We start from the raw sequence: 25,409 nt of genomic DNA, 5'->3' as shown, positions 1-25,409 counted from the left end.
CAGACTCCCTTCAAATTGCCGGTTTCGGTGGTGCTTTGGTGCGCTGCTGGTTGGTGTGGGAGGCCCGGGGTTTGGTTTGCTTTGTGCGGCTGGTTCGGGTAAGTTTGAAAAGTTGCTCCGGAGCGATCTTGGACCCTTTGGTGGGTTTGGGTGGTGCCGGGTGTGTCTGTTGTTTGAGAACTCAATAGTGTGCCAAGTTTGTTGATACCGATTGTTTTATTGATTGGTTGAAATTATGGCTGGATCGTCGCGCACCCCCGTGTGTGGTGGTCTGGTTTTCAGCTGGTTTCGAATTTTGTGCAGCCGTGTTCGCCGTTATTTCCGGTGGGTGTGGTTGTGTCTGTTTGATTTGTTTTACTTCAACGGAGAGTTTGATCCTGGCTCAGGATGAACGCTGGCGGCGTGCTTAACACATGCAAGTCGAACGATGATCCCAGCTTGCTGGGGGATTAGTGGCGAACGGGTGAGTAACACGTGAGTAACCTGCCCTTGACTCTGGGATAAGCCTGGGAAACTGGGTCTAATACCGGATATGACTGTCTGACGCATGTCAGGTGGTGGAAAGCTTTTGTGGTTTTGGATGGACTCGCGGCCTATCAGCTTGTTGGTGGGGTAATGGCCTACCAAGGCGACGACGGGTAGCCGGCCTGAGAGGGTGACCGGCCACACTGGGACTGAGACACGGCCCAGACTCCTACGGGAGGCAGCAGTGGGGAATATTGCACAATGGGCGCAAGCCTGATGCAGCGACGCCGCGTGAGGGATGACGGCCTTCGGGTTGTAAACCTCTTTCAGTAGGGAAGAAGCGAAAGTGACGGTACCTGCAGAAGAAGCGCCGGCTAACTACGTGCCAGCAGCCGCGGTAATACGTAGGGCGCAAGCGTTATCCGGAATTATTGGGCGTAAAGAGCTCGTAGGCGGTTTGTCGCGTCTGCTGTGAAAGACCGGGGCTCAACTCCGGTTCTGCAGTGGGTACGGGCAGACTAGAGTGCAGTAGGGGAGACTGGAATTCCTGGTGTAGCGGTGAAATGCGCAGATATCAGGAGGAACACCGATGGCGAAGGCAGGTCTCTGGGCTGTAACTGACGCTGAGGAGCGAAAGCATGGGGAGCGAACAGGATTAGATACCCTGGTAGTCCATGCCGTAAACGTTGGGCACTAGGTGTGGGGGACATTCCACGTTTTCCGCGCCGTAGCTAACGCATTAAGTGCCCCGCCTGGGGAGTACGGCCGCAAGGCTAAAACTCAAAGGAATTGACGGGGGCCCGCACAAGCGGCGGAGCATGCGGATTAATTCGATGCAACGCGAAGAACCTTACCAAGGCTTGACATGAACCGGTAATACCTGGAAACAGGTGCCCCGCTTGCGGTCGGTTTACAGGTGGTGCATGGTTGTCGTCAGCTCGTGTCGTGAGATGTTGGGTTAAGTCCCGCAACGAGCGCAACCCTCGTTCTATGTTGCCAGCGCGTTATGGCGGGGACTCATAGGAGACTGCCGGGGTCAACTCGGAGGAAGGTGGGGACGACGTCAAATCATCATGCCCCTTATGTCTTGGGCTTCACGCATGCTACAATGGCCGGTACAAAGGGTTGCGATACTGTGAGGTGGAGCTAATCCCAAAAAGCCGGTCTCAGTTCGGATTGGGGTCTGCAACTCGACCCCATGAAGTCGGAGTCGCTAGTAATCGCAGATCAGCAACGCTGCGGTGAATACGTTCCCGGGCCTTGTACACACCGCCCGTCAAGTCACGAAAGTTGGTAACACCCGAAGCCGGTGGCCTAACCCTTGTGGGGGGAGCCGTCGAAGGTGGGACCGGCGATTGGGACTAAGTCGTAACAAGGTAGCCGTACCGGAAGGTGCGGCTGGATCACCTCCTTTCTAAGGAGCTGCTAATAATTGCCGGTGTCCGTGCATGCGGATGGTTGGTGGTTGTCAGTGTTGCCCATTGCGCAGGCGTCTGTTCTGCGGTGGGTGCTCATGGGTGGAATATCAACGAATCAAAGTTTTTTTGGCATGGCCTTTGTGGTTGTGTCCTGGTGCTAGTACGGCGGCCTGTGCTTCCTTTTTTGGGGGTGTGGTGTTGTTGGGAACGTGTCCGGGGCGTGGCTGGTGGGGGTTGTGTTTGGCGCACTGTTGGGTCCTGAGGCAACAGGACCTTTTTGCAGCAATGCAGGGGGGGCACTTCTGGTGTTTCTTTTGTTCCTGCTTCCGGTACTTCGTCCGCTGTTGATGGCTTGCGCTTCCCTTTGTGGGGTGTGGGTTGTGGTGGGTGTGGTCTGGTTGACGGGGTTGTTGTTTGAGAACTACATAGTGGACGCGAGCATCTAGAACACACACACGCTTTGGTGTGGGTGTGTTCTTACAGCAATTTCTTATGAATGAACCTGGCCCTTGTGGTCATGGTTCTCTCGAGTAAGTTTTTGATCTTGTGTGGTCAAGTTTTTAAGGGCACACGGTGGATGCCTTGGCATTAGGAGCCGAAGAAGGACGTAGGAATCTGCGATAAGCCTGGGGGAGTTGATAACCGAGCGTTGATCCCAGGATGTCCGAATGGGGAAACCCCGCACAACGCTGCAAGGTGATTGTGTGACCCGCATCTGAACACATAGGGTGCGTGGGGGGAACGCGGGGAAGTGAAACATCTCAGTACCCGCAGGAAGAGAAAACAATAGTGATTCCGTTAGTAGTGGCGAGCGAACGCGGATCAGGCTAAACCGTTTCCATGTGTGATAGCCGGCGGGCGTTGCATGGGCGGGGTTGTGGGACTTTCCGTTCTGGTTCTGCCGGACCAGTGAGGTGATGTGCGTGCATAGGTGAACGGTCTTGAAAGGCCGGCCAGAGAGGGTGTGAGCCCCGTAACCGTAATGTTGTGTGCAGCCTGGAGAGTATCCCAAGTAGCACGGGGCCCGAGAAATCCCGTGCGAATCTGTCAGGACCACCTGATAAGCCTAAATACTTCCTAATGACCGATAGCGGACCAGTACCGTGAGGGAAAGGTGAAAAGTACCCCGGGAGGGGAGTGAAACAGTACCTGAAACCGTGTGCTTACAATCCGTCGGAGCCAGTCTGATTCTGGTGACGGCGTGCCTTTTGAAGAATGAGCCTGCGAGTTAGTGTTACGTCGCGAGGTTAACCCGTGTGGGGTAGCCGTAGCGAAAGCGAGTCTGAATAGGGCGAGTGTAGTGGCGTGATCTAGACCCGAAGCGGAGTGATCTACCCATGGCCAGGTTGAAGCGACGGTAAGACGTCGTGGAGGACCGAACCCACTTCAGTTGAAAATGGAGGGGATGAGCTGTGGGTAGGGGTGAAAGGCCAATCAAACTCCGTGATAGCTGGTTCTCCCCGAAATGCATTTAGGTGCAGCGTTGCGTGTTTCTTGCCGGAGGTAGAGCTACTGGATGGCCGATGGGCCCTACAAGGTTACTGACGTCAGCCAAACTCCGAATGCCGGTAAGTGAGAGCGCAGCAGTGAGACTGTGGGGGATAAGCTTCATAGTCGAGAGGGAAACAGCCCAGACCACCAACTAAGGCCCCTAAGCGTGTGCTAAGTGGGAAAGGATGTGGAGTTGCGAAGACAACCAGGAGGTTGGCTTAGAAGCAGCCATCCTTGAAAGAGTGCGTAATAGCTCACTGGTCAAGTGATTCCGCGCCGACAATGTAGCGGGGCTCAAGTACACCGCCGAAGTTGTGGATTTCACACATTGCCCTAGCCTTCGTGGTTCAGGGGTGTGGAGTGGTAGGGGAGCGTCGTGTGGGCAGTGAAGTCGCGGTGTAAACCAGCGGTGGAGCCTACACGAGTGAGAATGCAGGCATGAGTAGCGAAAGACGGGTGAGAAACCCGTCCGCCGAATGATCAAGGGTTCCAGGGTCAAGCTAATCTGCCCTGGGTAAGTCGGGACCTAAGGCGAGGCCGACAGGCGTAGTCGATGGACAACGGGTTGATATTCCCGTACCGGCGAAAAACCGCCCATGCCAAGCGGGGGATACTAACCGCCCGGAGCCTGCCCGCTCACCCTTGTGGTGTTGTGGGTTTTGGCCGAGCGCGGGACCTGATCCCGGGAGGTAAGCGTATTAACAGGTGTGACGCAGGAAGGTAGCCGGGCCGGGCGATGGTTGCCCCGGTCTAAGGATGTAGGGTCAGGGATAGGCAAATCCGTTCCTGTGTGCTTCGAGCACGTGCCTGAGATCTGATGGGACTCCCGTTTGGGGGGATCCGGTGATCCTATGCTGCCTAGAAAAGCATCGACGCGAGGTTTTAGCCGCCCGTACCCCAAACCGACACAGGTGATCAGGTAGAGAATACCAAGGCGATCGAGAGAATTATGGTTAAGGAACTCGGCAAAATGCCCCCGTAACTTCGGGAGAAGGGGGGCCTGCCCCGTGATGGAGACTTGCTCTCCGTGAGCGGGTGTGGGCCGCAGAGACCAGGGGGAAGCGACTGTTTACTAAAAACACAGGTCCGTGCGAAGTCGCAAGACGATGTATACGGACTGACTCCTGCCCGGTGCTGGAAGGTTAAGAGGACCGGTTAGCCCCTTGCGGGCGAAGCTGAGAATTTAAGCCCCAGTAAACGGCGGTGGTAACTATAACCATCCTAAGGTAGCGAAATTCCTTGTCGGGTAAGTTCCGACCTGCACGAATGGAGTAACGACTTCCCCGCTGTCTCAACCATAAACTCGGCGAAATTGCAGTACGAGTAAAGATGCTCGTTACGCGCAGCAGGACGGAAAGACCCCGAGACCTTTACTATAGTTTGGTATTGGTGTTCGGAGTGGCTTGTGTAGGATAGGTGGGAGACGTTGAAACCCGGACGCCAGTTCGGGTGGAGTCATCGTTGAAATACCACTCTGGTCACTTTGGACATCTAACTTCGGCCCGTGATCCGGGTCAGGGACAGTGCCTGATGGGTAGTTTAACTGGGGCGGTTGCCTCCTAAAAAGTAACGGAGGCGCCCAAAGGTTCCCTCAGCCTGGTTGGCAATCAGGTGTCGAGTGTAAGTGCACAAGGGAGCTTGACTGTGAGAGAGACATCTCAAGCAGGGACGAAAGTCGGGACTAGTGATCCGGCGGCACATTGTGGAATGGCCGTCGCTCAACGGATAAAAGGTACCTCGGGGATAACAGGCTGATCTTGCCCAAGAGTCCATATCGACGGCATGGTTTGGCACCTCGATGTCGGCTCGTCGCATCCTGGGGCTGGAGTAGGTCCCAAGGGTTGGGCTGTTCGCCCATTAAAGCGGTACGCGAGCTGGGTTTAGAACGTCGTGAGACAGTTCGGTCCCTATCCGCTGCGCGCGCAGGAAATTTGAGAAGGGCTGTCCTTAGTACGAGAGGACCGGGACGGACGAACCTCTGGTGTGTCAGTTGTACTGCCAAGTGCATCGCTGATTAGCTACGTTCGGATGGGATAACCGCTGAAAGCATCTAAGCGGGAAGCTCGCTTCAAGATGAGATTTCCATACACATTTATGTGTGAGAGGCCCCCAGCCAGACCACTGGGTTGATAGGCCGGATGTGGAAGCGAGGACTAAAGACTCGTGAAGCTGACCGGTACTAATAGGCCAACAACTTACACCACACAACACACTGCACGCGTCCACTATGTGGTTCCCGAACAACAACCCGCCACGGGTTGCCGGAACCAAACAACTACATAACAACCAAGCACCACAGTTGTAACCAAACTTCCCACCCAGGAAAACCACACCCCCAACAGGGTTTTGGTGGACCGGGACGGGTAACAGAGTTACGGCGGTCATAGCGTGGGGGAAACGCCCGGTCCCATTCCGAACCCGGAAGCTAAGACCCACAGCGCCGATGGTACTGCACCCGGGAGGGTGTGGGAGAGTAGGACACCGCCGGACAACCATTAAGGCAAGAGCCCCGACCACAGGTCGGGGCTCTTCCCCTTTAACCACCACACACCAGCCGGCACCGAATCACACAAACCAGCCCTAAGCATCTGTTCACCTTGGGGGCAGGACGCCACCCAGAACTGTCGGGTCTGAAGTGCTGTGAGACTTGCCACGGAAGGCCGTCAGTGGGCTTGACGCGTTCGGCGGCTGTGGCGGTGTCGAATAGAATTGCATAAGACATACGAGTCGGTAGCTGAGTGCTCCCGGCGGCGTGACAACGAAATAAGGGTTATGAGCGACTACGCACGCGCCAGTGGTCGGCTCGCAACAGGAGGAATCCACCATGGCTGAGCACAACGGCGGCAATCGCGGCGGCAATCGCGGAAACTTCGGGGGCAATCGCGACGATCGCGGTTCGTACCGCCCCAACAACAACTCGGGCGGGGATCCTCGCGGGTTCCGATCCAGGGAGAACCGAGACGGCAACGACCGTCCGGCCCGTGATGGTGAGCGTCGTCCGTTCAACAACGACCGCGGTGAGCGTAAGCCGTTCGGCGACCGCCCAGAGCGCGGCCCGCGGAACTTCGACGGCCCCCGTCGCGACAACGATGACCGTCGCCCGTTCAACAACGACCGTGGTGACCGTAAGCCGTTTGGTGACCGTCCGGCCCGTGATGGTGAGCGTCGTCCGTTCAACAACGACCGTGGTGAGCGGAAGCCGTTCGGCGACCGTCCAGAGCGCGGCCCGCGGAACTTCGACGGCCCCCGTCGCGACAACGATGACCGTCGCCCGTTCAACAACGACCGTGGTGAGCGTAAGCCGTTTGGTGACCGTCCGGCCCGTGATGGTGAGCGTCGTCCGTTCAACAACGACCGTGGTGAGCGGAAGCCGTTCGGCGACCGTCCAGAGCGCGGCCCGCGGAACTTCGACGGCCCCCGTCGCGACAACGATGACCGTCGCCCGTTCAACAACGACCGTGGTGAGCGTAAGCCGTTTGGTGACCGTCCGGCCCGTGATGGTGAGCGTCGTCCGTTCAACAACGACCGTGGTGAGCGTAAGCCGTTCGGTGACCGTCCGGCTCGTGATGGTGAGCGTCGCCCGTTCAACAACGACCGTGGTGAGCGTAAGCCGTTCGGTGACCGTCCCGAGCGCGGTCCGCGGAACTTCGACGGCCCCCGTCGCGACAACGATGACCGTCGCCCGTTCAACAACGACCGTGGTGAGCGCAAGCCGTTCGGCGACCGTGACCGTAAGCCCTATGGTGACCGTCCGGCCCGTGATGGTGAGCGTCGTTCCTTCGGTGGAGACCGTGATCGCAGCGACCGCGGCAACTCATGGGAAGAGCGTCCGGCAAGGGTTCCCAACGCCAAGGACATCCGCAGCTCCAACCGTCCGGACCGCGAACGTTCTCCCGAGATCGACGAGGATGTCACAGGCAAGGAACTCGACCGCGCTACGGGCCACCAGATCAAGACTCTTGAAGAGCAGAGCGCGGGCTGGGTCGCCAAGCACTTGGTCATGGCAGGCCGCCTGATTGATATTGAGCCCGAGCTGGCTTTCCAGCACGCTCTGGCTGCAAGCCGTCGCGGCGGCCGTCTCTCGGTTGTCCGCGAGGCAGTGGGCCTCACGGCCTACGCTGCAGGCCACTACGGCGAAGCACTGCGTGAATTCCGCACGTACCGTCGAATCAGCGGCTCCAATGTGCACCTTCCTGTGATGGCCGATTGCGAGCGTGGGCTCGGACGTCCGGACCGTGCGTTGGATATGGTCCGCTCTCCTGAGGCCCAGGATCTCGACGCTCCGGGCAAGGTGGAGCTTGCCATGGTGGCGTCCGGTGCGCGTGCGGATCTCAAGCAGTTTGATGCCGCTGTCACCGAGCTGGAAATTCCTCAGCTGGACATTAACCGGGCTTTCTCCTACAGCCCGCGATTGTTCCGTGCCTACGCTGAAGCGCTCACGGCTGTGGGTCGCACGGAGGAAGCGGACAAGTGGGCACGCCAGGCCTTGGTGGCTGAGAATGCCTTGGGTGTCGGCGATTTCGCTGAGCCGGAGATCCTTGACCTCGGATGGGACGAGCAAGAGGAAGCAGCCGCGCGCAAGCCGCGCTTCGTCAAGCCGGCTGCGGAGTCCGACGTCGTTCGGCCTGAAACGGAAACGGTCATCGCGGAAGCCGCAGCGGCTGACGTTGAGCATGCTGACGTTGAGCTGGATGACGCGGAATCTGACTACTTCGAATCCGATGACGCTGAGTCGGACATCGATTCGGCAGAGGCTGATGAAGAAGCCGAAGCCAAGGAAGAAGACGCCGAGAACCAGGGCACCGACTCCCAGCATGGCTGATTCACTGATCTCATCCTTTGATGCTGTCCTTTCGGATCTGGATGGTGTGGTCTATGCAGGACCGCACGCCATCCCGGGGGCCGTGGAGGCATTGCAGCGTCTCGAGACCGTAGGCGTAGGCCTTGGCTATGTGACCAACAATGCTTCCCGCACCCCGGCCCAGGTCGCGGCGCACCTGCGTGAGCTGGGTGCGCCTGCGGAGGACCATCAAGTGGTCAGTTCCTCCCAGGCAGCAGGGGAGCTTTTGGCTTCCATGCTGCCTGCGGGGGCGCATGTGCTCATCACGGGCAGTGCGGCTCTGGCTCATGAGATTGAGTTGGTGGGGCTCAAACCGGTGCATAGTGCCGCGGAATCACCGGTTGCCGTGGTCCAGGGTTTCAATCCGGAGATCGGTTGGAAGGATTTGGCGGAGGCATCGTATGTAGTGGCCGGGGGAGCCATGTGGTTTGCCACGAACACCGACATGTCCATTCCGCAGGCCCGGGGTATGGCTCCGGGAAACGGCACGTTGGTTGCCGCAGTGGCGGCTGCGACAGGAAAGACTCCGTTGGTGGCCGGCAAGCCTGAAGCGCCGCTGTTCCACGCAGCCGCGAAGCGGCTTGGTGCTGATCGTCCCTTGGTTGTGGGCGACCGTTTGGACACCGACATCCTCGGCGGCAACCGCGCAGGATTTGCGACGGCGGCAGTCCTCACCGGGGTCGATACAACCCACACCATCCTGGCTGCCAAAACCGACGAACGCCCCAACTACCTGCTGGCGGATCTCGAGGGCCTTTATGCCCCGTATCCGGTAGTCAACAACGACGGCGGGACGTTCCGCTGCGGCGCAGCGTCGGCTGTTGCCGGGGACGGAACCGTTACGGTGACAGGTGACGAGGGCGACCTCGATGCCTGGCGGGCAGCTTGCGCGGCGTGGTGGGCGGAAGTTCCCGATACCACCGTGGCCCGGGCGCCGCAGCTGGAATGGCGAACTCACTAGACTGGTGCGATGATCCAGCCCCACAACGTTTCGGCTTCCGACCCCATGCATGAGAGCCCCGTGCCCGGGAGCTCCGCCTCTGGAAACCCCGTGCCCGGGAGCCCCATCCATGAGGATCTTGAACCCGCGGGTCCGGAGGTTCAATGGCCCGACGCAGCGGCTCCCACGGGTGATCCCCTGGTTGACAGGGCATTAGGTCTCCTGGATACCGTGCCGGCAACGCCGGCGGCAGATCACGGTGACCTGTTCACCATGATTCACGACTCCTTGCTTGAGGCCCTGGAGACAGAACCCGGCCTCCCTGCTCCGCGACAATCCTCTCCCCGCCCGGAAGGCGATAGCTGACATATGGCCCGACTCGACCAGGAACTCGTCACCCGGGGGTTGGCGCGGTCCCGAACCCACGCAGCAAAGCTCATCAGCGATGGCAAAGTGAGCTCCGCAGGGAGTGTCCTTGCCAAGGCTGCCCTCCAAGTGGACACCACAACGGACTTGACCGTGGAGGCCCATTTGGAGGACATTTACGTGAGCCGTGCCGGACATAAGTTGGCCGGCGCGCTGGAGGCGTTTCCCGACGTCCTGGTTTCAGGGAAGCGGTGCCTCGACGCCGGTGCCTCCACGGGAGGTTTCACCGACGTCCTGCTGCGGCAGGGTGCGGCACACGTCGTGGCGGTGGATGTGGGACACGGCCAGCTGGTGCCACACCTGCGGGACGATCCCCGGGTAGATGTCCATGAGGGCATGAACGTCAGGTACATGGCGCCGGAGCAGATCGGCGGGCCCGTCAGCCTGACGGTGGCTGACTTGTCCTTCATTTCCTTGACTCTGGTCCTTTGGCCGCTCGCACAATGCACGGAACCGGGCGGCGACCTGGTCCTGATGGTCAAGCCACAATTCGAAGTGGGCAAGGAGAGGCTGAGCCGGACCGGGGTGGTTTCTTCAGATCATGAACGACGCCGGGCGGTTGCCCAGGTTGCCCGTGCTGCGGTGGATGCCGGGCTCGTCCTGATGGACATCGCCGCCAGTCCGCTGCCGGGTCAAGACGGAAATGTTGAATACTTCCTGTGGATGAAGCGCGGGATGTCCGCGCTGTTGCCTAAGATCGAAGAGCGGGACGGGGACGTTGCTGCGTTGATCAAGAAACTCTGGCCAAACCACTAGAAAGCAGAACCCGATGAGCAGGCGTGTACTTGTCCTTGCCCACACAGGGCGGGAAGAATCGCTCCGCGCAGCGTGGGATGCCTGTACGCAACTGCATTCCTCCGGATTGGTTCCTGTGCTGCAGAAGTCCGAACTCGCCGATATCGAGAGTTTTTTCGGTGCTTTGGACACACCCATTGAGATCCTGAATGACCACGTCAACTTGGAGGACGTGGAGTTGGTGATGGTCCTGGGCGGGGATGGAACCATCTTGAGGGCCGCGGAACTGGTCCGTGAGGTGGACGTCCCGCTGTTGGGCGTGAACCTGGGGCACGTGGGTTTCCTTGCCGAGAGCGAACGCGCGGATTTGGCGCAGACGGTCGAATGGATCGCCAGCCGGCAGTACACGGTGGAGGAACGTATGACCATCGATGTCCAGGTCTGGGTCAAGGGCCAAAAGATCTGGCACACGTGGGCATTGAACGAGGCCGCTATTGAAAAAGCCAACCGCGAACGCATGCTCGAAGTGGTCACGGAAGTCGACGAACGTCCGTTGACGTCCTTCGGTTGTGACGGTGTGGTCCTGGCAACCCCCACGGGTTCCACTGCATACGCCTTCTCTTCGGGAGGGCCAGTAGTCTGGCCGGAAGTGGAGGCCTTGGTGATCGTTCCGATCAGTGCCCATGCCCTCTTTGCCAAGCCTTTGGTTGTCTCTCCCAGGTCCAAGCTGGCCGTGGAAATCATGAACCGGACAGAAGCCCTTGGCGTCCTGTGGTGCGATGGACGGCGTTCTGTGGACCTTCCTCCTGGCGCACGTGTCGAGGTGACGCGTTCGGCCACTCCGGTGCGCCTGGCACGTACCCACAAGACACCTTTCTCCGCCCGGCTGGTGAGAAAGTTCGAACTACCCATCCATGGTTGGCGTGGACCTGCTCCCCGGAGCGGGGAAGTCCACACCGGCCCGATTCCGGTTATCCGCACCCTTTCACCGGCTCCGTTGCCCAGTCCCCGGGATATAGGCAGTCCGCGGGATGTAGACGGTCCCCGGGACGGTGACCCTTCCGACCCCACGAATGCGAAGTGAACCATGCTTGAAGAACTCCGAATCCGTGACCTCGGCGTCATTACCGATGCCGCACTGCCGCTGGGCCCTGGCCTGAGCGTTGTCACCGGCGAAACCGGTGCCGGCAAGACCATGGTGGTGACCGCCGTCGGGCTCCTTTTGGGTGCCCGGTCAGATGCAGGCGCCGTGCGCAGCGGGGCCAAATCGGCGTCGGCCGAGGCGGTGCTGAAGCTCGATCCCACGCACAGCGCCGTGGAACGCGCCAAGGAGGCCGGTGGCGAGGCCGAAGAGTTCGACGGCGTGGCAGAGCTGCTGCTCGCTCGCACCGTGGGTGCCGATGGCCGCAGCCGTGCCTACGTTGGGGGTCGGGCGGCACCTGTGGGGGTCCTGGCGGAGCTGGGCGAAAGCCTGGTGGTGGTCCATGGACAGTCGGACCAGATCCGGCTGAAGAGCGCCACGGCACAGCGGCATGCCCTGGACCGGTTTGCCGGAGCGCCCCTGGCCAAAACGCTGGGGGAGTACCAGGAGCTCTACAGCCACTGGAAAAACATCCAATCAGAACTTGAAACATTGCGCAGTGAAGCCCGTGGGCGCCTGCGCGAAGCGGAGTCCCTGGACGCCGCCCTCAAGGAAATTGATGAGGTTGATCCCCAGCCGGGCGAAGACGAGACACTCAAGGCCGAGGCCGTGAAACTCGCTAACGTCGAAGAGCTCAGGCTGGCGGCGGCCGCTGCCCATGAGTCGCTTATTGCGGAGGAGTTCGGGGATGCCGGCGACGCAACCACCATGGTGGACGCCGCCAAGCGCACTTTGGAGCATGTTGCCGAGCACGATGAAGAGCTGCGGTCCGCCGCTGCCCGGCTCGCCGAGGTGGGGTTCCTTCTCAACGACATTGCAACGGAGCTGTCCAGTTACCAGGCCGCTTTGGACACGGAGGGCCCGGAGCGGCTCTCCGAAATCGAGGAACGCCGGGCAGCCCTTGCCAAACTGATCCGCAAGTACGCTCCCAGCATTGACGAGGTGCTGGAGTGGGCGGCTGCCGGCCGGACCCGGCTTGATGAGCTGCAAGACGACTCCAGCCGCATTGAATCCCTTGACGCCGAGGTTGCTTCTACGGAAGCCACTCTTCGCAAGCAAGCAGCGGCCATCTCCAAAGCCCGGCTCAAGGCGGCCAAGGATCTTTCAGGACGCGTCAGCGCTGAGCTCAAGGCCTTGGCGATGGCTGACGCCACGTTGGTCATTGAGGTCGACGGCAGTGGATCCTTGGGCCCTTGGGGCACCGATGAGATCGCCTTCCTCCTCCAGCCGCACTCCGGGGCTCCGGCGCGGCCGTTGGGCAAGGGCGCCTCCGGCGGTGAGCTGTCCCGGGTGATGTTGGCCATCGAAGTGGTGCTGGCCGCCGTGGATCCCGTCCCGACGTTCGTGTTCGATGAGGTGGACGCCGGCGTGGGCGGAAGGGCCGCCGTCGAAATCGGCCGGAGGCTTGCCATGCTGGCCCGGCATGTACAGGTGCTGGTGGTGACGCACTTGCCGCAGGTTGCTGCGTTCGCCGATCAGCACATCCGCGTGACAAAAACGTCCGTGCGCGGAGCTGACGGGAAAACCACCACCGGTTTCACCTCCAGCGATGTCCAGCTCCTCAGCGACGATGAGCGTGTCAAGGAGTTGGCCCGCATGCTGGCCGGCCAAGAGGACTCCGAGTCGGCACAGGCCCACGCACAGGAATTGCTCGACGACGCGAAGCTGCTGCCGCAGCGCGCTTAGTCCATGGCTGGAAGGGCCAAGGCAAGTGGGAGCACCATCACATTGGCACACCAAATCCCGCGCGGCTCTTGCTTGGAATGCGGTGGTGAGCAACCATTGACCATTTGGGGAATCCGAACGGACGCTTGGAAGGCGTAATTGATGATAAGCTCGAATTCCGTGGTGCAGCGATCAAATTCCCGTGTAAATTCCCGGTTCCCGGGCTCGTCCAAGACGACCAAACACATCTTCGTCACCGGTGGTGTGGCGTCCTCGCTCGGTAAGGGTCTGACGGCTTCCAGCCTCGGCCACCTGCTGCGGGCACGCGGTCTGTCTGTAACAATGCAGAAGCTCGATCCCTATCTGAACGTGGATCCGGGCACGATGAACCCCTTCCAGCACGGTGAAGTATTCGTGACGGATGACGGCGCCGAAACCGACCTCGATATCGGACACTACGAGCGCTTCCTCGATGAAAACCTCGAAGGTTCGGCCAACGTCACAACGGGCCAGATCTACTCGACGGTGATCGCCAAGGAACGTCGTGGCGAATACCTCGGAGACACTGTCCAGGTCATTCCGCACATCACTGATGAAATCAAGCGCCGCATGCGCCTTCCTGCCGAGGGCAAGAACGCACCGGACGTCATCATCACCGAGATCGGTGGCACGGTGGGTGACATCGAGTCCCAGCCGTTCCTGGAGTCGGCCCGCCAGGTCCGCCAGGATGTTGGCCGGAACAACGTTTTCTTCCTGCACGTTTCGCTGGTCCCTTACATCGGTCCTTCGCAGGAACTGAAGACCAAGCCCACGCAGCACTCCGTGGCCGCCCTTCGCTCCATCGGTATCCAGCCGGAAGCGATCGTGATCCGTTCGGACCGCGAAGTTCCCGAGGCCATGCGCGAGAAGATCGGCCGTATGTGCGACGTCGACATCGACGCCGTGGTCAATGCCGCTGACGCCCCCAGCATCTACGACATCCCCAAGACCCTGCACTCACAGGGCCTGGATTCCTACATCGTCCGTGCCTTGGACCTGCCGTTCAAGGATGTTGACTGGAGCAAGTGGGACAAGCTGCTCGAAGCCGTCCACAACCCCAAGCACGAGGTCGAAGTTGCCTTGGTGGGCAAGTACATCGACCTCCCCGATGCTTACCTGTCCGTGACCGAGGCACTCCGAGCCGGCGGCTTCGCCAACGAAGCCAAGGTCAAGATCCGTTGGGTCCCTTCCGATGAGTGTGAAACCCTTGCAGGGGCCACCAAGGCACTGGCCGGTGTGGACGCTATCTGCGTGCCCGGTGGCTTCGGTATCCGTGGCCTCGAAGGCAAGCTCGGTGCGTTGAAGTTCGCTCGTGAGACCAAGCTCCCGGTCCTGGGCCTGTGCCTCGGCCTCCAGTGCATGGTGATCGAGTACGCCCGCAACGTCGTGGGCCTTGAAGGTGCTTCCTCCAGCGAGTTCGAGCCGGATTCGAAGTACCCGGTGATCGCCACCATGGAAGAGCAGCTGGACATCGTGGAAGGCAAGGGAGACCTCGGCGGCACCATGCGCCTGGGCCTCTACGAAGCCAAGCTGGACGAGGGCTCGGTCATCGCCGAAACCTACGGCACCACCACGGTCAGCGAACGTCACCGTCACCGGTACGAGGTCAACAACAAGTACCGCGACCAGATCGCAGCAGAGGGCCTGGTGTTCTCCGGGACCTCTCCTGACGGCAAGCTGGTGGAGTACGTGGAGCTTCCCCGCGAGGTGCACCCGTACTACGTGGCAACTCAGGCGCACCCGGAGCTCAGCTCGCGTCCGACGCGCCCGCACCCGCTGTTCGCAGGATTGGTCAAGGCTGCCTTGGAGCGTCGTGAAGGTGCCCCTGTGGCCACCAAGCCCGGTGCCCGCACGGTTGCTGCCAAGTAAACACAAGTACTAACGAAGGACGGCGCGATGCCCGGTATTTCTGAAGCCCCCCGCACATCAAGGCAGGTTTCGGACATGCCGAGCCCGCGCCGTCTTTTGTCTACCAGCAAGGTGTACGAGGGCCGCATCTGGGACGTGGTCAGCGATTCCTTCCAGCTGAGCGACGGCACTGACACTTTGGTTCGCGACTACATCGACCACCCCGGCGCTGTAGCAGTACTGCCGATGAACGTGGACGGCGAGATCCTGTTGCTCAAGCAATACCGGCATCCTGTCGGCATGGATCTGTGGGAGATCCCGGCCGGCTTGTTGGACGTCGAGGGTGAGGACTTCGTGGTGGGCGCTGCCCGCGAATTGGCCGAGGAAGCTGACCTCGAGGCGGCTACGTGGAACGTGCTTGTGGATTTCTTCAACTCACCGGGTTCATCCAGCGAGGCAGTCCGGATCTATTTGGCACGTGGCCTCAGCGACGTTCCGGTAGCGGACCGGCATGTCCGCACTGATGAAGAAGCCGAAATTGAGCTGCATTGGGTACCGCTCGAAGACGCCGTGCAAGCTGTGCTGGAAGGACGCCTGCATAATCCGTCGGCGGTGCTGGGCATCCTTGCTGCCGCTGCTGCGAAGGCTGATGGCTTCACCAGCCTTCGTCCAGCCAATGCGCCCTGGCCGGCACATCCGAGCCAGCGCTGAGTATGGCAGAAGTCGCCACCCGGACTCCCAACGGCATTGAGCGGGCAGTCACTGACTACCTGCAGCATGTGGGGGTGGAGCGCGGCCTCGCGGCGAACACCCTTGCCGCATATCGCAGGGATCTGGCACGGTACTCCAATTTCCTGAGCACCAAGGGAGTGCAACGGCCCGTGGACATTACCCGTCATCACGTGACCGGCTTCGTGCAGGCTTTGTCCGATGGAAGCGATGGCGCAGCCGTCCTGGGTGTCCGCTCTGCTGCACGAACCGTGGTGGCGGTCCGTGGCCTCCATAAGTTTTGGGCGTTGGAAGGAACAACGACGGCGGACCCCGCCAGTGATGTTCACCCACCCATGCCGGGCAAACGGCTTCCGAAAGCCATCAGCGTCGGCGAAGTGACGCGCATCCTGGAAGCTGCGGGGTCGGACACCGCCACCGGACTCCGCGACCGTGCGCTCCTGGAATTCCTCTACTCCACCGGTGCCCGCATCAGCGAGGCCGTCGGCCTGGATGTAGATGATGTCTCCCTCGAGGACGCCGGCGGTGACCCGGCGATCGTGAGGCTCTTCGGTAAGGGTTCAAAGGAGCGGCTGGTCCCTTTGGGGTCCTACGGTGCCCGCGCTGTGGGAGCTTACGTGGTCCGCGGCAGGCCACTCCTGGCGTCCAAGGGCAAAGGTACTCCGGCCCTTTTCCTTAACGCCCGCGGGGGCCGGATCAGCAGGCAGAGCGCTTGGACCATCCTCAAGGCGGCGGCTGAGAAAGCCAACATCACCAAGGACGTTTCGCCGCACACGCTGCGGCATTCCTTCGCCACCCACCTCCTGGAGGGCGGGGCGGATGTCAGGGTGGTGCAGGAATTGTTGGGCCACGCATCGGTGACCACCACCCAGGTGTACACCCTGGTCACTGCAGACACGCTCCGCGAGGTCTACGCGGCAGCGCATCCGCGGGCACTGGGATAACCGGGACGCCTGACTACCCGAGCACGTCCAGCGTCAACTCCACGGCATCAACAAAGAGTGCCAACAGCGATGTCCCAAGGCCCGCCACCAGCAGCAGGCCGGGATGGGCCAGGCCCACCACCACACGTTTGAGCCGGGGCCGTCCCTTGAGGAACTTTTTTGGAACCCGCGTCTTCTCAGGCACCTGCCGCCAGCCGCGAAGCCGGCGCAGGAACCATGCACAGCGCACGATGAAGGCCATCCACAGGATGGAGAGCACCAGCGGAACAGCTGCCAGCATGAGGTTGAAGCCCAGCGCCGTGACTTCCTTTTCGGAATCGCCGATCACCGTTTGGATGGTGGTGGAGATCGAAGCACTCATCACCACGGAGGCGGCCCACACCATGAACGCAGCCACCAGCGCCAGGAATCGAACAAAGAAGTGACCCAGGACGGTTGCGTCCACTGCCCTGAGGTGGCTGCGCGGTGTGGCGTGCAGTACCACCAGCGTGGAGACCAACGTGGGCAAGGCAGCCACCAGTACCAGCAGATACCAGGTCCATCCGGCCAGGTCCACCACTTCATCCAGAACGATGAGTCCGGCCCACACCAGGGTCCAGGCCCATCCCGCGTACAGGGGATGCGACACGAGCCAGCGGGGGAGCCAGGCGTCCCGTTCCGGCGTGTGGTTCCCAACAGGTTTGGCAGCGACCCCCTCGCCCTTGCCATCTTTGATGGTCGGCCGCTCTGAGTCGTATTCGACGGCGGCTGCAGCGGCGCGCCCGTCACCCCCACCTTCTGTCATGGGCTCACTGTAGCAATGGCGGGCAGGAGCAGGGGAGATCAGGTTAAGGTAGGCAGCATGACTGCAGCCCATGTGACTTTGTGCTTCCTCCTCCGCGACGGCGCCGGCGGTGAACATGTCCTGCTCGGTACCAAGAAGACCGGTTTTGGCTTGGGCAAGGTGGTGGGCGTCGGCGGGCACGTTGAGCTGGGGGAGACCGCCTCGGAGGCTGCCTGCCGTGAAGTCATGGAGGAGATCAACGTGGTGGTGCGGGCCGAGGACCTGATTCCAGCGGGCACTGTTGACTTTGTCTTCCCGGCAAGGCCTGAGTGGAACATGGCCACTACTGTCTTCCTGACCCGTGATTGGGAGGGGGAGCCGTCGGAAAGTGAGGAGATTGCCCCCGAGTGGTTCCCGGTTGCGAAGCTTCCCGTGGACAGGATGTGGGCCGACGCTGAACACTGGCTCCCGGCCATGATTGCCGGTCAGCGCATCGCCGTCAGGGTGGCTTTGGCGGCAGATAATGAGAATGTGGCCGATGTCCACACCATGGACTGGGTGGAGCCCCGCCCGTAGTAAAGAATTTCAAGGGATTACGACGCCGGTCCGGTCACCTTTCGGTGACCGGACCGGCGTCGTGCGTCTCTTGGGAGTCGGGCGGCGTTAGGGCACGTGCCGTTCTTCGGGTCCGTTGTATTCGCTCAAGGGACGGATGAGGGAGTTGGATGCTACTTGTTCCATGATGTGGGCGGTCCAGCCGGTGATGCGGCTGGCGACGAACAGCGGGGTGAACGTCTGGGTGTCGAAGCCCATGAGGTGGTACGTGGGGCCGGCGGGGTAGTCGAGGTTCGGCTTGATGGCCTTGGCCTCGTCCATGGCCTGTTCCAGCCCGTTGTAGAGCCCCAGGAGTTCTGGCCGGCCGTAGTGGGCGATCATCTTGTCCAGGGCGGCTTTCATGGTGGGCACGCGGGAGTCGCCGTGCTTGTAGACGCGGTGTCCGAAGCCCATGACTTTCTTCTTTTGGGCCAGGGCGTCTTCCATCCATGCCTTGGCTCGGGTGGCGGCTTCTTCGAGGGATTCTTCGCTGCGGATGCCGATCTCGTCAAAGGTGTGCATGACGGCTTCGTTGGCGCCGCCGTGCAGCGGGCCCTTCAATGCGCCGATGGCTGCGGTGACAGCCGAGTGCAGGTCCGAGAGCGTGGAGGTGACCACGCGTGCGGTGAAGGTTGAGGCGTTGAAGGAGTGCTCGGCGTACAGGATCATGGAGACGTTGAACGCCTCCACCACCTCGGGGGCCTGCTCTTCCCCGAAGGTCATCCAGAGGAAGTTGGCCGAGTAGTCCAGGTCCTGGCGGGCTTCAATGGCGTCCTGGCCGCGGCGGCGGCGCTGGTCGTAGGCAACCACTGCGGGCATGGCAGCCCAGAGGTCGATTGCCTTCTTCATGTTCGCTTCCGGCGAGGAGTCTTCAGCCAGTTCGTGCCGGGCGCCCAGCACTGATGCTGCCGTGCGGCAGACGTCCATGGGGTGGGCGGTGGTGGGCAAGGCATCGATGACGGTCTTGACCACTGGGTCCAGGGCACGGCCGGCGCGTTCCCGGGCCGTGAATTCAGCCAGCTCGGTTTCGTTGGGCAGCTCGCCATTCCACAGCAGGTAGGCGACTTCTTCGAAGCTGCACTTGGCGGCCAGTTCCTGGACCGGATACCCGCGGTAGAGCAGGGAGTTGGTGTCCGGGTTGACCTTCGAGACCGCGGTGTAGTCCACCACGACGCCGGCCAAGCCCTTTTTGATGTCTTCAGCTACCACGCTGAACTCCTTCGTTCATAGAGCAGGCGCGCCGGGAGATCCGGCATGCCTGCGTTCCCCTTGATGAATCCGGAACCTAGCGGACGCCAGGAACCTGAAAGTTGAATACGCCGGTATCGAATTGGTTGTAAGCCTCGTAGTCAACGAGCTCATAGAGGCGCGCACGCGTGAGCATGTTTTCCACTTGCGCTTCCTGGGTCCCCGCAGCCTTGATCGATTCCAGAGTACGCTCTGCAGCGCCCATGGCAATGCGGAGGAGGGTAACGGGGTAGATGACCATGTTCACGCCGACGCTTTGGAGTTGCGCCACGGTGAAGAGTTCGCTTTTGCCGAACTCAGTCATGTTGGCCAGGATGGGCACGTCCACGGCGTCGCGGATGGCCTGGAACTCGTCCAGGTCCTGCATGGCTTCGGGGAAGATCGCGTTGGCGCCGGCGTCTACGAGTGCTTTGGCTCGGTCCTGCGCAGCTTGGATTCCATCGACTGCGCGGATGTCGGTGCGGGCCATGATGAGGAAGTTCGGGTCCCGGCGGGCATCTGCTGCGGCGCGGATGCGTTTGGTGGCGGTGTCGATGTCCACCACGTTCTTGCCGTCAAGGTGGCCGCAGCGTTTCGGGTTGAACTGGTCCTCGATGTGGCAACCGGCCAGGCCTGCGTTTTCGAGTTCCTGGATGGTGCGGGCAACGTTCATGGGCTCACCAAAACCGGTGTCTGCGTCCACCAAGGACGGCAGGTCGGTCATGCGGGCGATCTGCCCGGCACGGGTCGCTACCTCGGTCAGGGTGGTGAGGCCGATGTCCGGGAGGCCGAGGTCGTTGGCCAGGACGGCGCCGGAGATGTAGACCCCGGCGAAGCCCTTCTCCTCGATCAGGCGTGCCGAGAGCGGGTTGAACGCGCCGGGGAACTGCTGCACGGTCCCGGAGGCCAGCAGCTCCCGCAGCTTGACCCGCTTCTGTTCCGGAGTGGTTTTGGAGTACAGCATTTAGAACAGCCCCTTCGGAGCGGCGGCGAGGTCGATCACGCCAGGAGCGGCGGTGATGTTCAGCTGGCCCAGTTCACCGGCGCCGAGTTCGGTGACGCGTTCGACGGCGGTGAGGAACCTTTCGATTTCGGCTTCCTCCACCAAACCAGCAGCAAGCGTGCGGAACTTGTTGATGTATTGCTCGCGGGCGAACGGCCGGGCACCGAGCGGGTGGGCGTCCGCGACGGCGATCTCATCGGTAATCACAGTGCCGTCGTTGAGGGTAATTTCAACGGACCCGCCGAAGGCCTTTTCAGCGATATCCAACGAGTGGTAGCGGCGGGTCCATTCGGGGTCTTCGACCGTGGTGACCTTGTGCCAGAGTTCCACGGTGTCCGGACGTGCTGCGCGTTCCGGGGCGTAGGAGTGAACGTGGTGCCAGGCACCGTCCTGCAACGCGACGGTGAAAATGTACGGGATGGAGTGGTCCAGGGTTTCGCGGGACGCGGTGGGAGAGTACTTCTGGGGGTCGTTCGCGCCGGAGCCGATCACGTAGTGGGTGTGGTGGCTGGTCTTAATCAGCACCGACGCCACGTTGGCCGGGTCCGTGGTTTCGGGGTGTTCCTTGTGGAGTTTGCGGGCGAGGTCGATCCAGGCCTGGGCCTGGTACTCGGCGGAGTGTTCCTTGGTGTACGTGTCCAGGATGGCGCGCTTGGCTTCACCGGGCAGCGGCAGCGGGACTTCATAGGAAGCGTCGGGGCCGTCCAGCATCCAGGCGATCACGCCGTCTTCGCCTTCGTAGATCGGCACGGGGGAGGTCTGGCCGCGCATGGAGCGGTCCACGGCTTCGACGGCCATTTTGCCTGCGAAGGCCGGGGCGTGGGCTTTCCAGGTGGAGATTTCGCCCTTGCGGGACTGCCGGGTGGCGGTGGTGGTGTGCAGGGCCTGGCCCACGGACTGGAAGATGGTCTCCACGTCGAGGCCAAGCAGGGTGCCGATGCCGGCGGCGGCGGAGGGGCCGAGGTGTGCGACGTGGTCGATCTTGTGCTTGTGCAGGCAGATGGCCTTGACCAGGTTCACCTGGATCTCATAACCCGTGGCGATGGCACGGACCAGGTCCGCGCCGTTGGAGCCGACGTGCTGGGCCACGGCCAGGATCGGCGGGATGTTATCTCCCGGGTGGGAGTAGTCCGCGGCCAGGAAGGTGTCGTGGTAGTCCAGTTCGCGGACAGCCACGCCGTTGGCCCAGGCAGCCCACTCGGGGGAGGCCTGCTCGGTGATACCGAACACCGCGGCGCCCTTGCCGTTGGCCGAGGGTGCGTGGGTCAGGGCTTGGGCGCGGGCTGCGACGATGGGTGCCCGGTTCAGCGAGGCGATGGCCACCGAGGCGTTGTCGATGATCCGGTTGATCACCATGTCGGTGACCTCGGGCGTGACTTCGACGGAGTCGGCGGCGACCACTGCGATTTTGTGCGCCAACTGCTCCTCGCGGGGCAGGTTCTCTTCGGACTTGTACACGCGGACGTGATGGTTCTTGACCATGGTGCTCCTTCTCGGCAGGGGTGGTTTCGGGCAGGGTGTTTTCAGGCAGGGGCGGTGCTAATGAGGGGTGTGGGTGGCTTTGACGTGGGTGAGGCTGCGGTGCAGGTGGACTGTGGTGGCCGCCTCCGCCAGCCGCGGGTTACCGGCTGCAATGGCCTCGGCGATCGCAGCATGTTCCGCCGCTGCGGCATGGAGCCGGGCGGAGTCGTCGGCGGCCAGGCGTCGGACGCGAACCAAATGGACGCGCAGGCTCCGCATGGCGTTGGCCAGATAGGAGTTGGAGACGGCGGCGTCGATGGCGTCGTCGAGGCGACTGACCAAGGCATAGTAATGGTGGCGTGCGGGATCGTCATCGCGGAGCAGCTCAGGGGCCTGCAACAGTTGGGTGTGCAGCTCGGCGAAGACGCCGGGTTCCCCGCGCTGGGCAGCCAAAGCGGCGGCCCGGACTTCAAGGGTTTCGCGTAGTTCGAACAGTTCGTCGATGCTGTCCAGCGAGATATCGGTGACGACGACGCCGCGGCCCCCTGCCGCCGTCGTCAATCCCTCAGCGGTGAGCCGGCTCAAAGCCTCCCGAACCGGCGTCCGGGATACTCCCAGGCGTTCGGACTGCTCCACCTCCGCAAGCACGGAACCCGGCCGAAGGCGCCATTCAATGATGTCTTCCCGTAGGGCCGAATAGGCCCGATCACTGGCGCGCATACCTTCACTGTATACATGAAAGGGTCAATGTGCCATGAAAAGGGAGAAATATTCGTTCTTTGTATACATTTACTTCCGTGCAATGAAGTACGCATTGAAAGGGTCCTCCTCTACTTCCCTCAACTCGACGCTCCGGAAACCCGCTTGCCGAAGCATGCCCGTGGCCTGCTCCCTGCCCCACACCGTGCCCAGTCCATCGCCGCCTTGGCCCAGGGATACCGCCATGCAGTGGAAGGTGGAAATGGTGTAGAGAAACGCTGCCCATGGCAGTTGCATGTTCTCCTCCAACCGGCTCGAAGCATTGATGTCCACCATGAGGAAGGTTCCGCCGGACTTGAGGGCACGTTGAATGTTCATCAGGACCACAGCCGGGTGTGCTTGATCGTGGATAGCGTCGAAAGCTGTCACAAGGTGGAACGCCTCCACCACCTGAAGGCTGCTGACGTCCTGGAGTTCGAAGTGCACATTCGAAAGTCCCATTGCTGAGGCCTCGGCGCTGGCAGCCGTAAGTGCCTCTGCGGAAAAGTCATAGCCAGTAAAGGTGCTGGCTGGGTAAGCGGCACCCAACAGGTTGACGGCATGGCCCTCCCCGCATCCGATGTCCGCGACAGAGATACCGCGGCTCAGCGCTTCCACGCATCCTGTCAGGGGAAGGATGGCCTCCACGAGTGAGGCATCGTTCACTGCTGCGCTTTCAGAGGCCATGATGTGGTGGAAACGCGGGTAGTCCCCGTAATGTGTTCCGCCGCCCGTGCGGAACGCCTGGACGATCTTCGGTGCCACCTCGCCCATCAGGGGCACATACTGCAAGGTCCGAGCAAAATTACCAGTACCTGGGCCGGTGAGAACCGGGATGAATTCAGGACGCAGGACATACGATCCATCGCCCGGCTGGTAGTCCACGAATCCAGCCGACGTCATGCCTCCCAGCCATTCCCTGACGTAGCGCTCATTGAGGCCGGAGGCATCGGCGATGAGGCTGGCAGGAGCCGCCGGAAGGTCGGACAACGTCTCCAGGAGGCCCGTCTGGTGGCCGGCAACCACCAAGAGGGCAATCGAAGAATCGTTCAGGATGCCGATCAAGCGGCCCGTGGCTTGTTCAACGGCTTCTGCCGTTGGGGATGCTGCGTTTTGCCCGGACTGGGTGCTGTTCATTGCTGGTCCTTGATGATGGGGGCCGGACTTTCCGGCCGGTGGTCCATACCCCCAAGGTAGGCTCGCCAAGCGCCACGCCGCGTCCTGAAAAATGTGTAAGTTTTGCCCTGCTCTGTGGGTAAAAACATGCAGGGCATCAAGCCTCGAGGTGTTCTGCAATCCCCTGATGACGAGCCCAAGCGGCCGCGCCGGTCCGGGAGGTGACACCAATCTTGGTAAAGATGTTTGCCCGATGACGGCTGGCTGTCTTTTCCGAGATCGTGAGAGCTTCGGCTATTTGCCTGTTGCTGCAGCCTGACAATACACAGCCCAGAACTTCCCGCTCCCTGGGGGTCAGCCCATCGCTCACGCGTTCAGCTGCTGGCGGGAGTATCGGGGCTGCGCCAAGCTGTGCCCGGATGGCACTGGCGGTGGCGCGCTCGGCCAGGGCGGGGCCCGTATCGCCAAGCGCTGCCCGGACGGATGACAACCGCTCATGCACTCGAGACAGCGAGTAGCGTAGATGCTGGGACCGGTAGCCCTGGGCTGCCGCGTCAAACTCAGGGAGAGATTCACCCCAGCGACCCTGGGCCATCAGCAGGGCGCCCCTTGCGTGATGCGCCCATGCAAGCAAACCCACTGTTCCGAAGTAAGCAGCTGTTCCTTCCAGCTCGCCGCAGTACACCTCGGCACTGTCGGCGTCCCGGGGCGCGAGCAGTTCCACAAGCGGCAGGAGCAGCCAGGCCCGTCCAAGGCGCCCCCGGTCTGCCAGCGCTGCACGGAGGGCTGTCACTGCTTCCTGGTTCATTCCGGCATCAGCCAACAGCAGGGCCGAACCCGGCTGGGCATCAACGCCCAGGCCACGTGCCGCGGCATAGGACGCCGCAGCGCCGGGCCGGTTTCCTTGTCGTCGTCGAATATCCCCCAATTCACAGAAGCAGTCCGCTGCGATCCAGGCATGGGCATTCTTCAGGCGCTCGCCGAGAACCGCCAGTTCCTCCGAGGCCACCTTCCAGCCACCTTCGGCACTGATCAACTGCAGTTCGTGGACCCGAACGATGTCCGAATACATGAAGGACGTTGATAATCCGGCGCACCAGGCCGCCAGGGCATCCGTCCAAGCCCTCATGCGCGAGTAGTCGGCCAACTCGTAGCAGAGATGGATGACGGAGCAGTAAATATCCCCGCCCCACTCCGCTGATACGTCTCCAGCCATCACCGGAAGCAAGGCTTGATCGAGGTCCTCGAAGCCTCGCGCCGCCTGGCCTCGTCTGACGGCGGCGAGACCGGACAACACCAGTGCGAAGCTCCCCAGCTCCGGTGCCTTGTGCCGCCTGTTCATGGCTGTCAGTTCGAGCGAGGTAGCGAAGGCAGAGCCGGCGTCACCTTCGAGGTATATTACGTCGTTGCCCTCCAGATACAGCAAATATCCGTGCTCCGGAGACTCGGGAAGCGTGTCCAGCAGCCGTCGCGCCCGGTTCAGCCACGCCGAGGAAACGGCCAGGTTACCCCGGACACCCCACTGCAGGGACAACATCAGGGCGGACTTGGCAGCGGCGTGGGGCTGTTCATCCGCTACCAGGCCCTGGAAGGCTTCCTCGGCCAGTGCCATGGATCCCTGGACGTCGCCGAGCCACCACTTGCAGCGTGAAAGGATCTCCAGGTCTGCCAGGCCCAGCGGGGACACTTCACGGGAGTCTTCCAACCTCCCGCGCGCAGCCTCCCAATCTCCGCGGGCAAAGGCCTCGCGCGCTTCCACCAGTTGGTGAGGCGTTGGAGACTGTGGGTGTGCGGGCAGCGGCTGAGTTGACATGGTTCTCCAAGTG

Annotated in this window: 17 protein-coding genes and 3 rRNA genes; 13 read left to right on the top strand and 7 right to left on the bottom strand. The window is 61.6% G+C overall.

Features of this window, described 5'->3' with window-relative positions:
• Window positions 1-359 precede the first annotated feature (359 nt).
• The 12 genes from M1D51_RS13790 to xerD all read left to right on the top strand — a co-directional run bounded on the left by M1D51_RS13790 (window position 360) and on the right by xerD (window position 16,681).
• A 16S ribosomal RNA gene (locus M1D51_RS13790) occupies window positions 360-1,879 on the top strand.
• Between the two features lie 554 nt (window positions 1,880-2,433).
• Window positions 2,434-5,578 (top strand): 23S ribosomal RNA (locus M1D51_RS13785).
• A gap of 169 nt (window positions 5,579-5,747) precedes the next feature.
• Window positions 5,748-5,864: ribosomal RNA gene (gene rrf / locus M1D51_RS13780) — 5S ribosomal RNA — on the top strand.
• Together the 16S, 23S and 5S rRNA genes form the textbook arrangement of a ribosomal RNA operon.
• 334 nt (window positions 5,865-6,198) lie before the next feature.
• Window positions 6,199-8,196: a hypothetical protein gene (locus tag M1D51_RS13775; RefSeq protein WP_458106885.1), complete on the top strand. Its 1,998-nt coding sequence runs from the start codon at window positions 6,199-6,201 to the stop codon at window positions 8,194-8,196.
• Window positions 8,189-9,175 carry an HAD-IIA family hydrolase gene (locus M1D51_RS13770; protein ID WP_458106884.1) on the top strand — a complete coding sequence of 329 codons (987 nt, stop codon included), beginning with the start codon at window positions 8,189-8,191 and terminating at the stop codon, window positions 9,173-9,175. Before M1D51_RS13775 ends, M1D51_RS13770 begins: the two co-directional genes overlap by 8 nt.
• A 9-nt stretch (window positions 9,176-9,184) precedes the next feature.
• Complete coding sequence (locus M1D51_RS13765) at window positions 9,185-9,520, top strand: hypothetical protein (RefSeq protein ID WP_458106883.1); 336 nt, start codon at window positions 9,185-9,187, stop codon at window positions 9,518-9,520.
• 3 nt (window positions 9,521-9,523) lie between these two features.
• Window positions 9,524-10,336 carry a TlyA family RNA methyltransferase gene (locus M1D51_RS13760; RefSeq protein WP_458106882.1) on the top strand — a complete coding sequence of 271 codons (813 nt, stop codon included), beginning with the start codon at window positions 9,524-9,526 and terminating at the stop codon, window positions 10,334-10,336.
• A 13-nt stretch (window positions 10,337-10,349) separates the two neighbouring features.
• Window positions 10,350-11,399, top strand: coding sequence for an NAD kinase (locus M1D51_RS13755; RefSeq protein WP_458106881.1), 1,050 nt, complete (start codon window positions 10,350-10,352; stop codon window positions 11,397-11,399).
• Between the two features lie 3 nt (window positions 11,400-11,402).
• The gene (recN, locus tag M1D51_RS13750) at window positions 11,403-13,142 is read left to right on the top strand and encodes a DNA repair protein RecN (RefSeq protein WP_458106880.1); all 1,740 of its coding nucleotides are present in this window, start codon (window positions 11,403-11,405) and stop codon (window positions 13,140-13,142) included.
• A 141-nt stretch (window positions 13,143-13,283) separates the two neighbouring features.
• Entirely contained in the window at window positions 13,284-15,029 is a 1,746-nt protein-coding gene (locus tag M1D51_RS13745; RefSeq protein ID WP_458106879.1) for a CTP synthase, read from the top strand.
• A 27-nt stretch (window positions 15,030-15,056) separates the two neighbouring features.
• A complete protein-coding gene (locus M1D51_RS13740; RefSeq protein ID WP_458106878.1) occupies window positions 15,057-15,719 on the top strand; it encodes an NUDIX domain-containing protein in 663 nt (220 codons plus the stop codon).
• Between the two features lie 2 nt (window positions 15,720-15,721).
• A complete protein-coding gene (gene xerD, locus M1D51_RS13735) occupies window positions 15,722-16,681 on the top strand; it encodes a site-specific tyrosine recombinase XerD (RefSeq protein ID WP_458106877.1) in 960 nt (319 codons plus the stop codon).
• Window positions 16,682-16,694: 13 nt separating this feature from the next.
• On the opposite strand, the gene M1D51_RS13730 is transcribed toward xerD, so the two are convergent.
• Window positions 16,695-17,465, bottom strand: coding sequence for a hypothetical protein (locus tag M1D51_RS13730; protein ID WP_458106876.1), 771 nt, complete (start codon window positions 17,463-17,465; stop codon window positions 16,695-16,697).
• 57 nt (window positions 17,466-17,522) lie between these two features.
• Between M1D51_RS13730 and M1D51_RS13725 the strand changes: the two genes are divergently transcribed.
• On the top strand, window positions 17,523-18,020 hold the full coding sequence (locus tag M1D51_RS13725; RefSeq protein WP_458106875.1) for an 8-oxo-dGTP diphosphatase: 498 nt from the start codon (window positions 17,523-17,525) through the stop codon (window positions 18,018-18,020).
• Between the two features lie 87 nt (window positions 18,021-18,107).
• Here M1D51_RS13725 and M1D51_RS13720 read toward each other — a convergent pair whose 3' ends face one another.
• From M1D51_RS13720 to M1D51_RS13695, 6 genes are all read right to left on the bottom strand, one after another.
• Window positions 18,108-19,247, bottom strand: a complete 1,140-nt coding sequence (locus M1D51_RS13720) for a bifunctional 2-methylcitrate synthase/citrate synthase (RefSeq protein WP_458106874.1) — start codon at window positions 19,245-19,247, stop codon at window positions 18,108-18,110.
• Window positions 19,248-19,323: 76 nt separating this feature from the next.
• The gene (gene prpB / locus M1D51_RS13715) at window positions 19,324-20,229 is read right to left on the bottom strand and encodes a methylisocitrate lyase (protein WP_458106873.1); all 906 of its coding nucleotides are present in this window, start codon (window positions 20,227-20,229) and stop codon (window positions 19,324-19,326) included.
• The gene (locus M1D51_RS13710) at window positions 20,230-21,750 is read right to left on the bottom strand and encodes an MmgE/PrpD family protein (protein ID WP_458106872.1); all 1,521 of its coding nucleotides are present in this window, start codon (window positions 21,748-21,750) and stop codon (window positions 20,230-20,232) included. It abuts the gene before it with no gap.
• A gap of 57 nt (window positions 21,751-21,807) precedes the next feature.
• Window positions 21,808-22,449 carry a GntR family transcriptional regulator gene (locus tag M1D51_RS13705; RefSeq protein ID WP_172326616.1) on the bottom strand — a complete coding sequence of 214 codons (642 nt, stop codon included), beginning with the start codon at window positions 22,447-22,449 and terminating at the stop codon, window positions 21,808-21,810.
• A gap of 69 nt (window positions 22,450-22,518) precedes the next feature.
• Window positions 22,519-23,604: a class I SAM-dependent methyltransferase gene (locus M1D51_RS13700; RefSeq protein ID WP_458106871.1), complete on the bottom strand. Its 1,086-nt coding sequence runs from the start codon at window positions 23,602-23,604 to the stop codon at window positions 22,519-22,521.
• A gap of 136 nt (window positions 23,605-23,740) precedes the next feature.
• Window positions 23,741-25,396 carry a LuxR C-terminal-related transcriptional regulator gene (locus M1D51_RS13695; RefSeq protein WP_458106870.1) on the bottom strand — a complete coding sequence of 552 codons (1,656 nt, stop codon included), beginning with the start codon at window positions 25,394-25,396 and terminating at the stop codon, window positions 23,741-23,743.
• Between the last annotated feature and the right edge of the window lie 13 nt (window positions 25,397-25,409).

It is taken from the genome of Arthrobacter sp. R3-55 (assembly GCF_054161505.1).
Note: the sequence above shows the minus strand (reverse complement) of the source record. Positions and strands in the feature narration are given on the sequence as shown.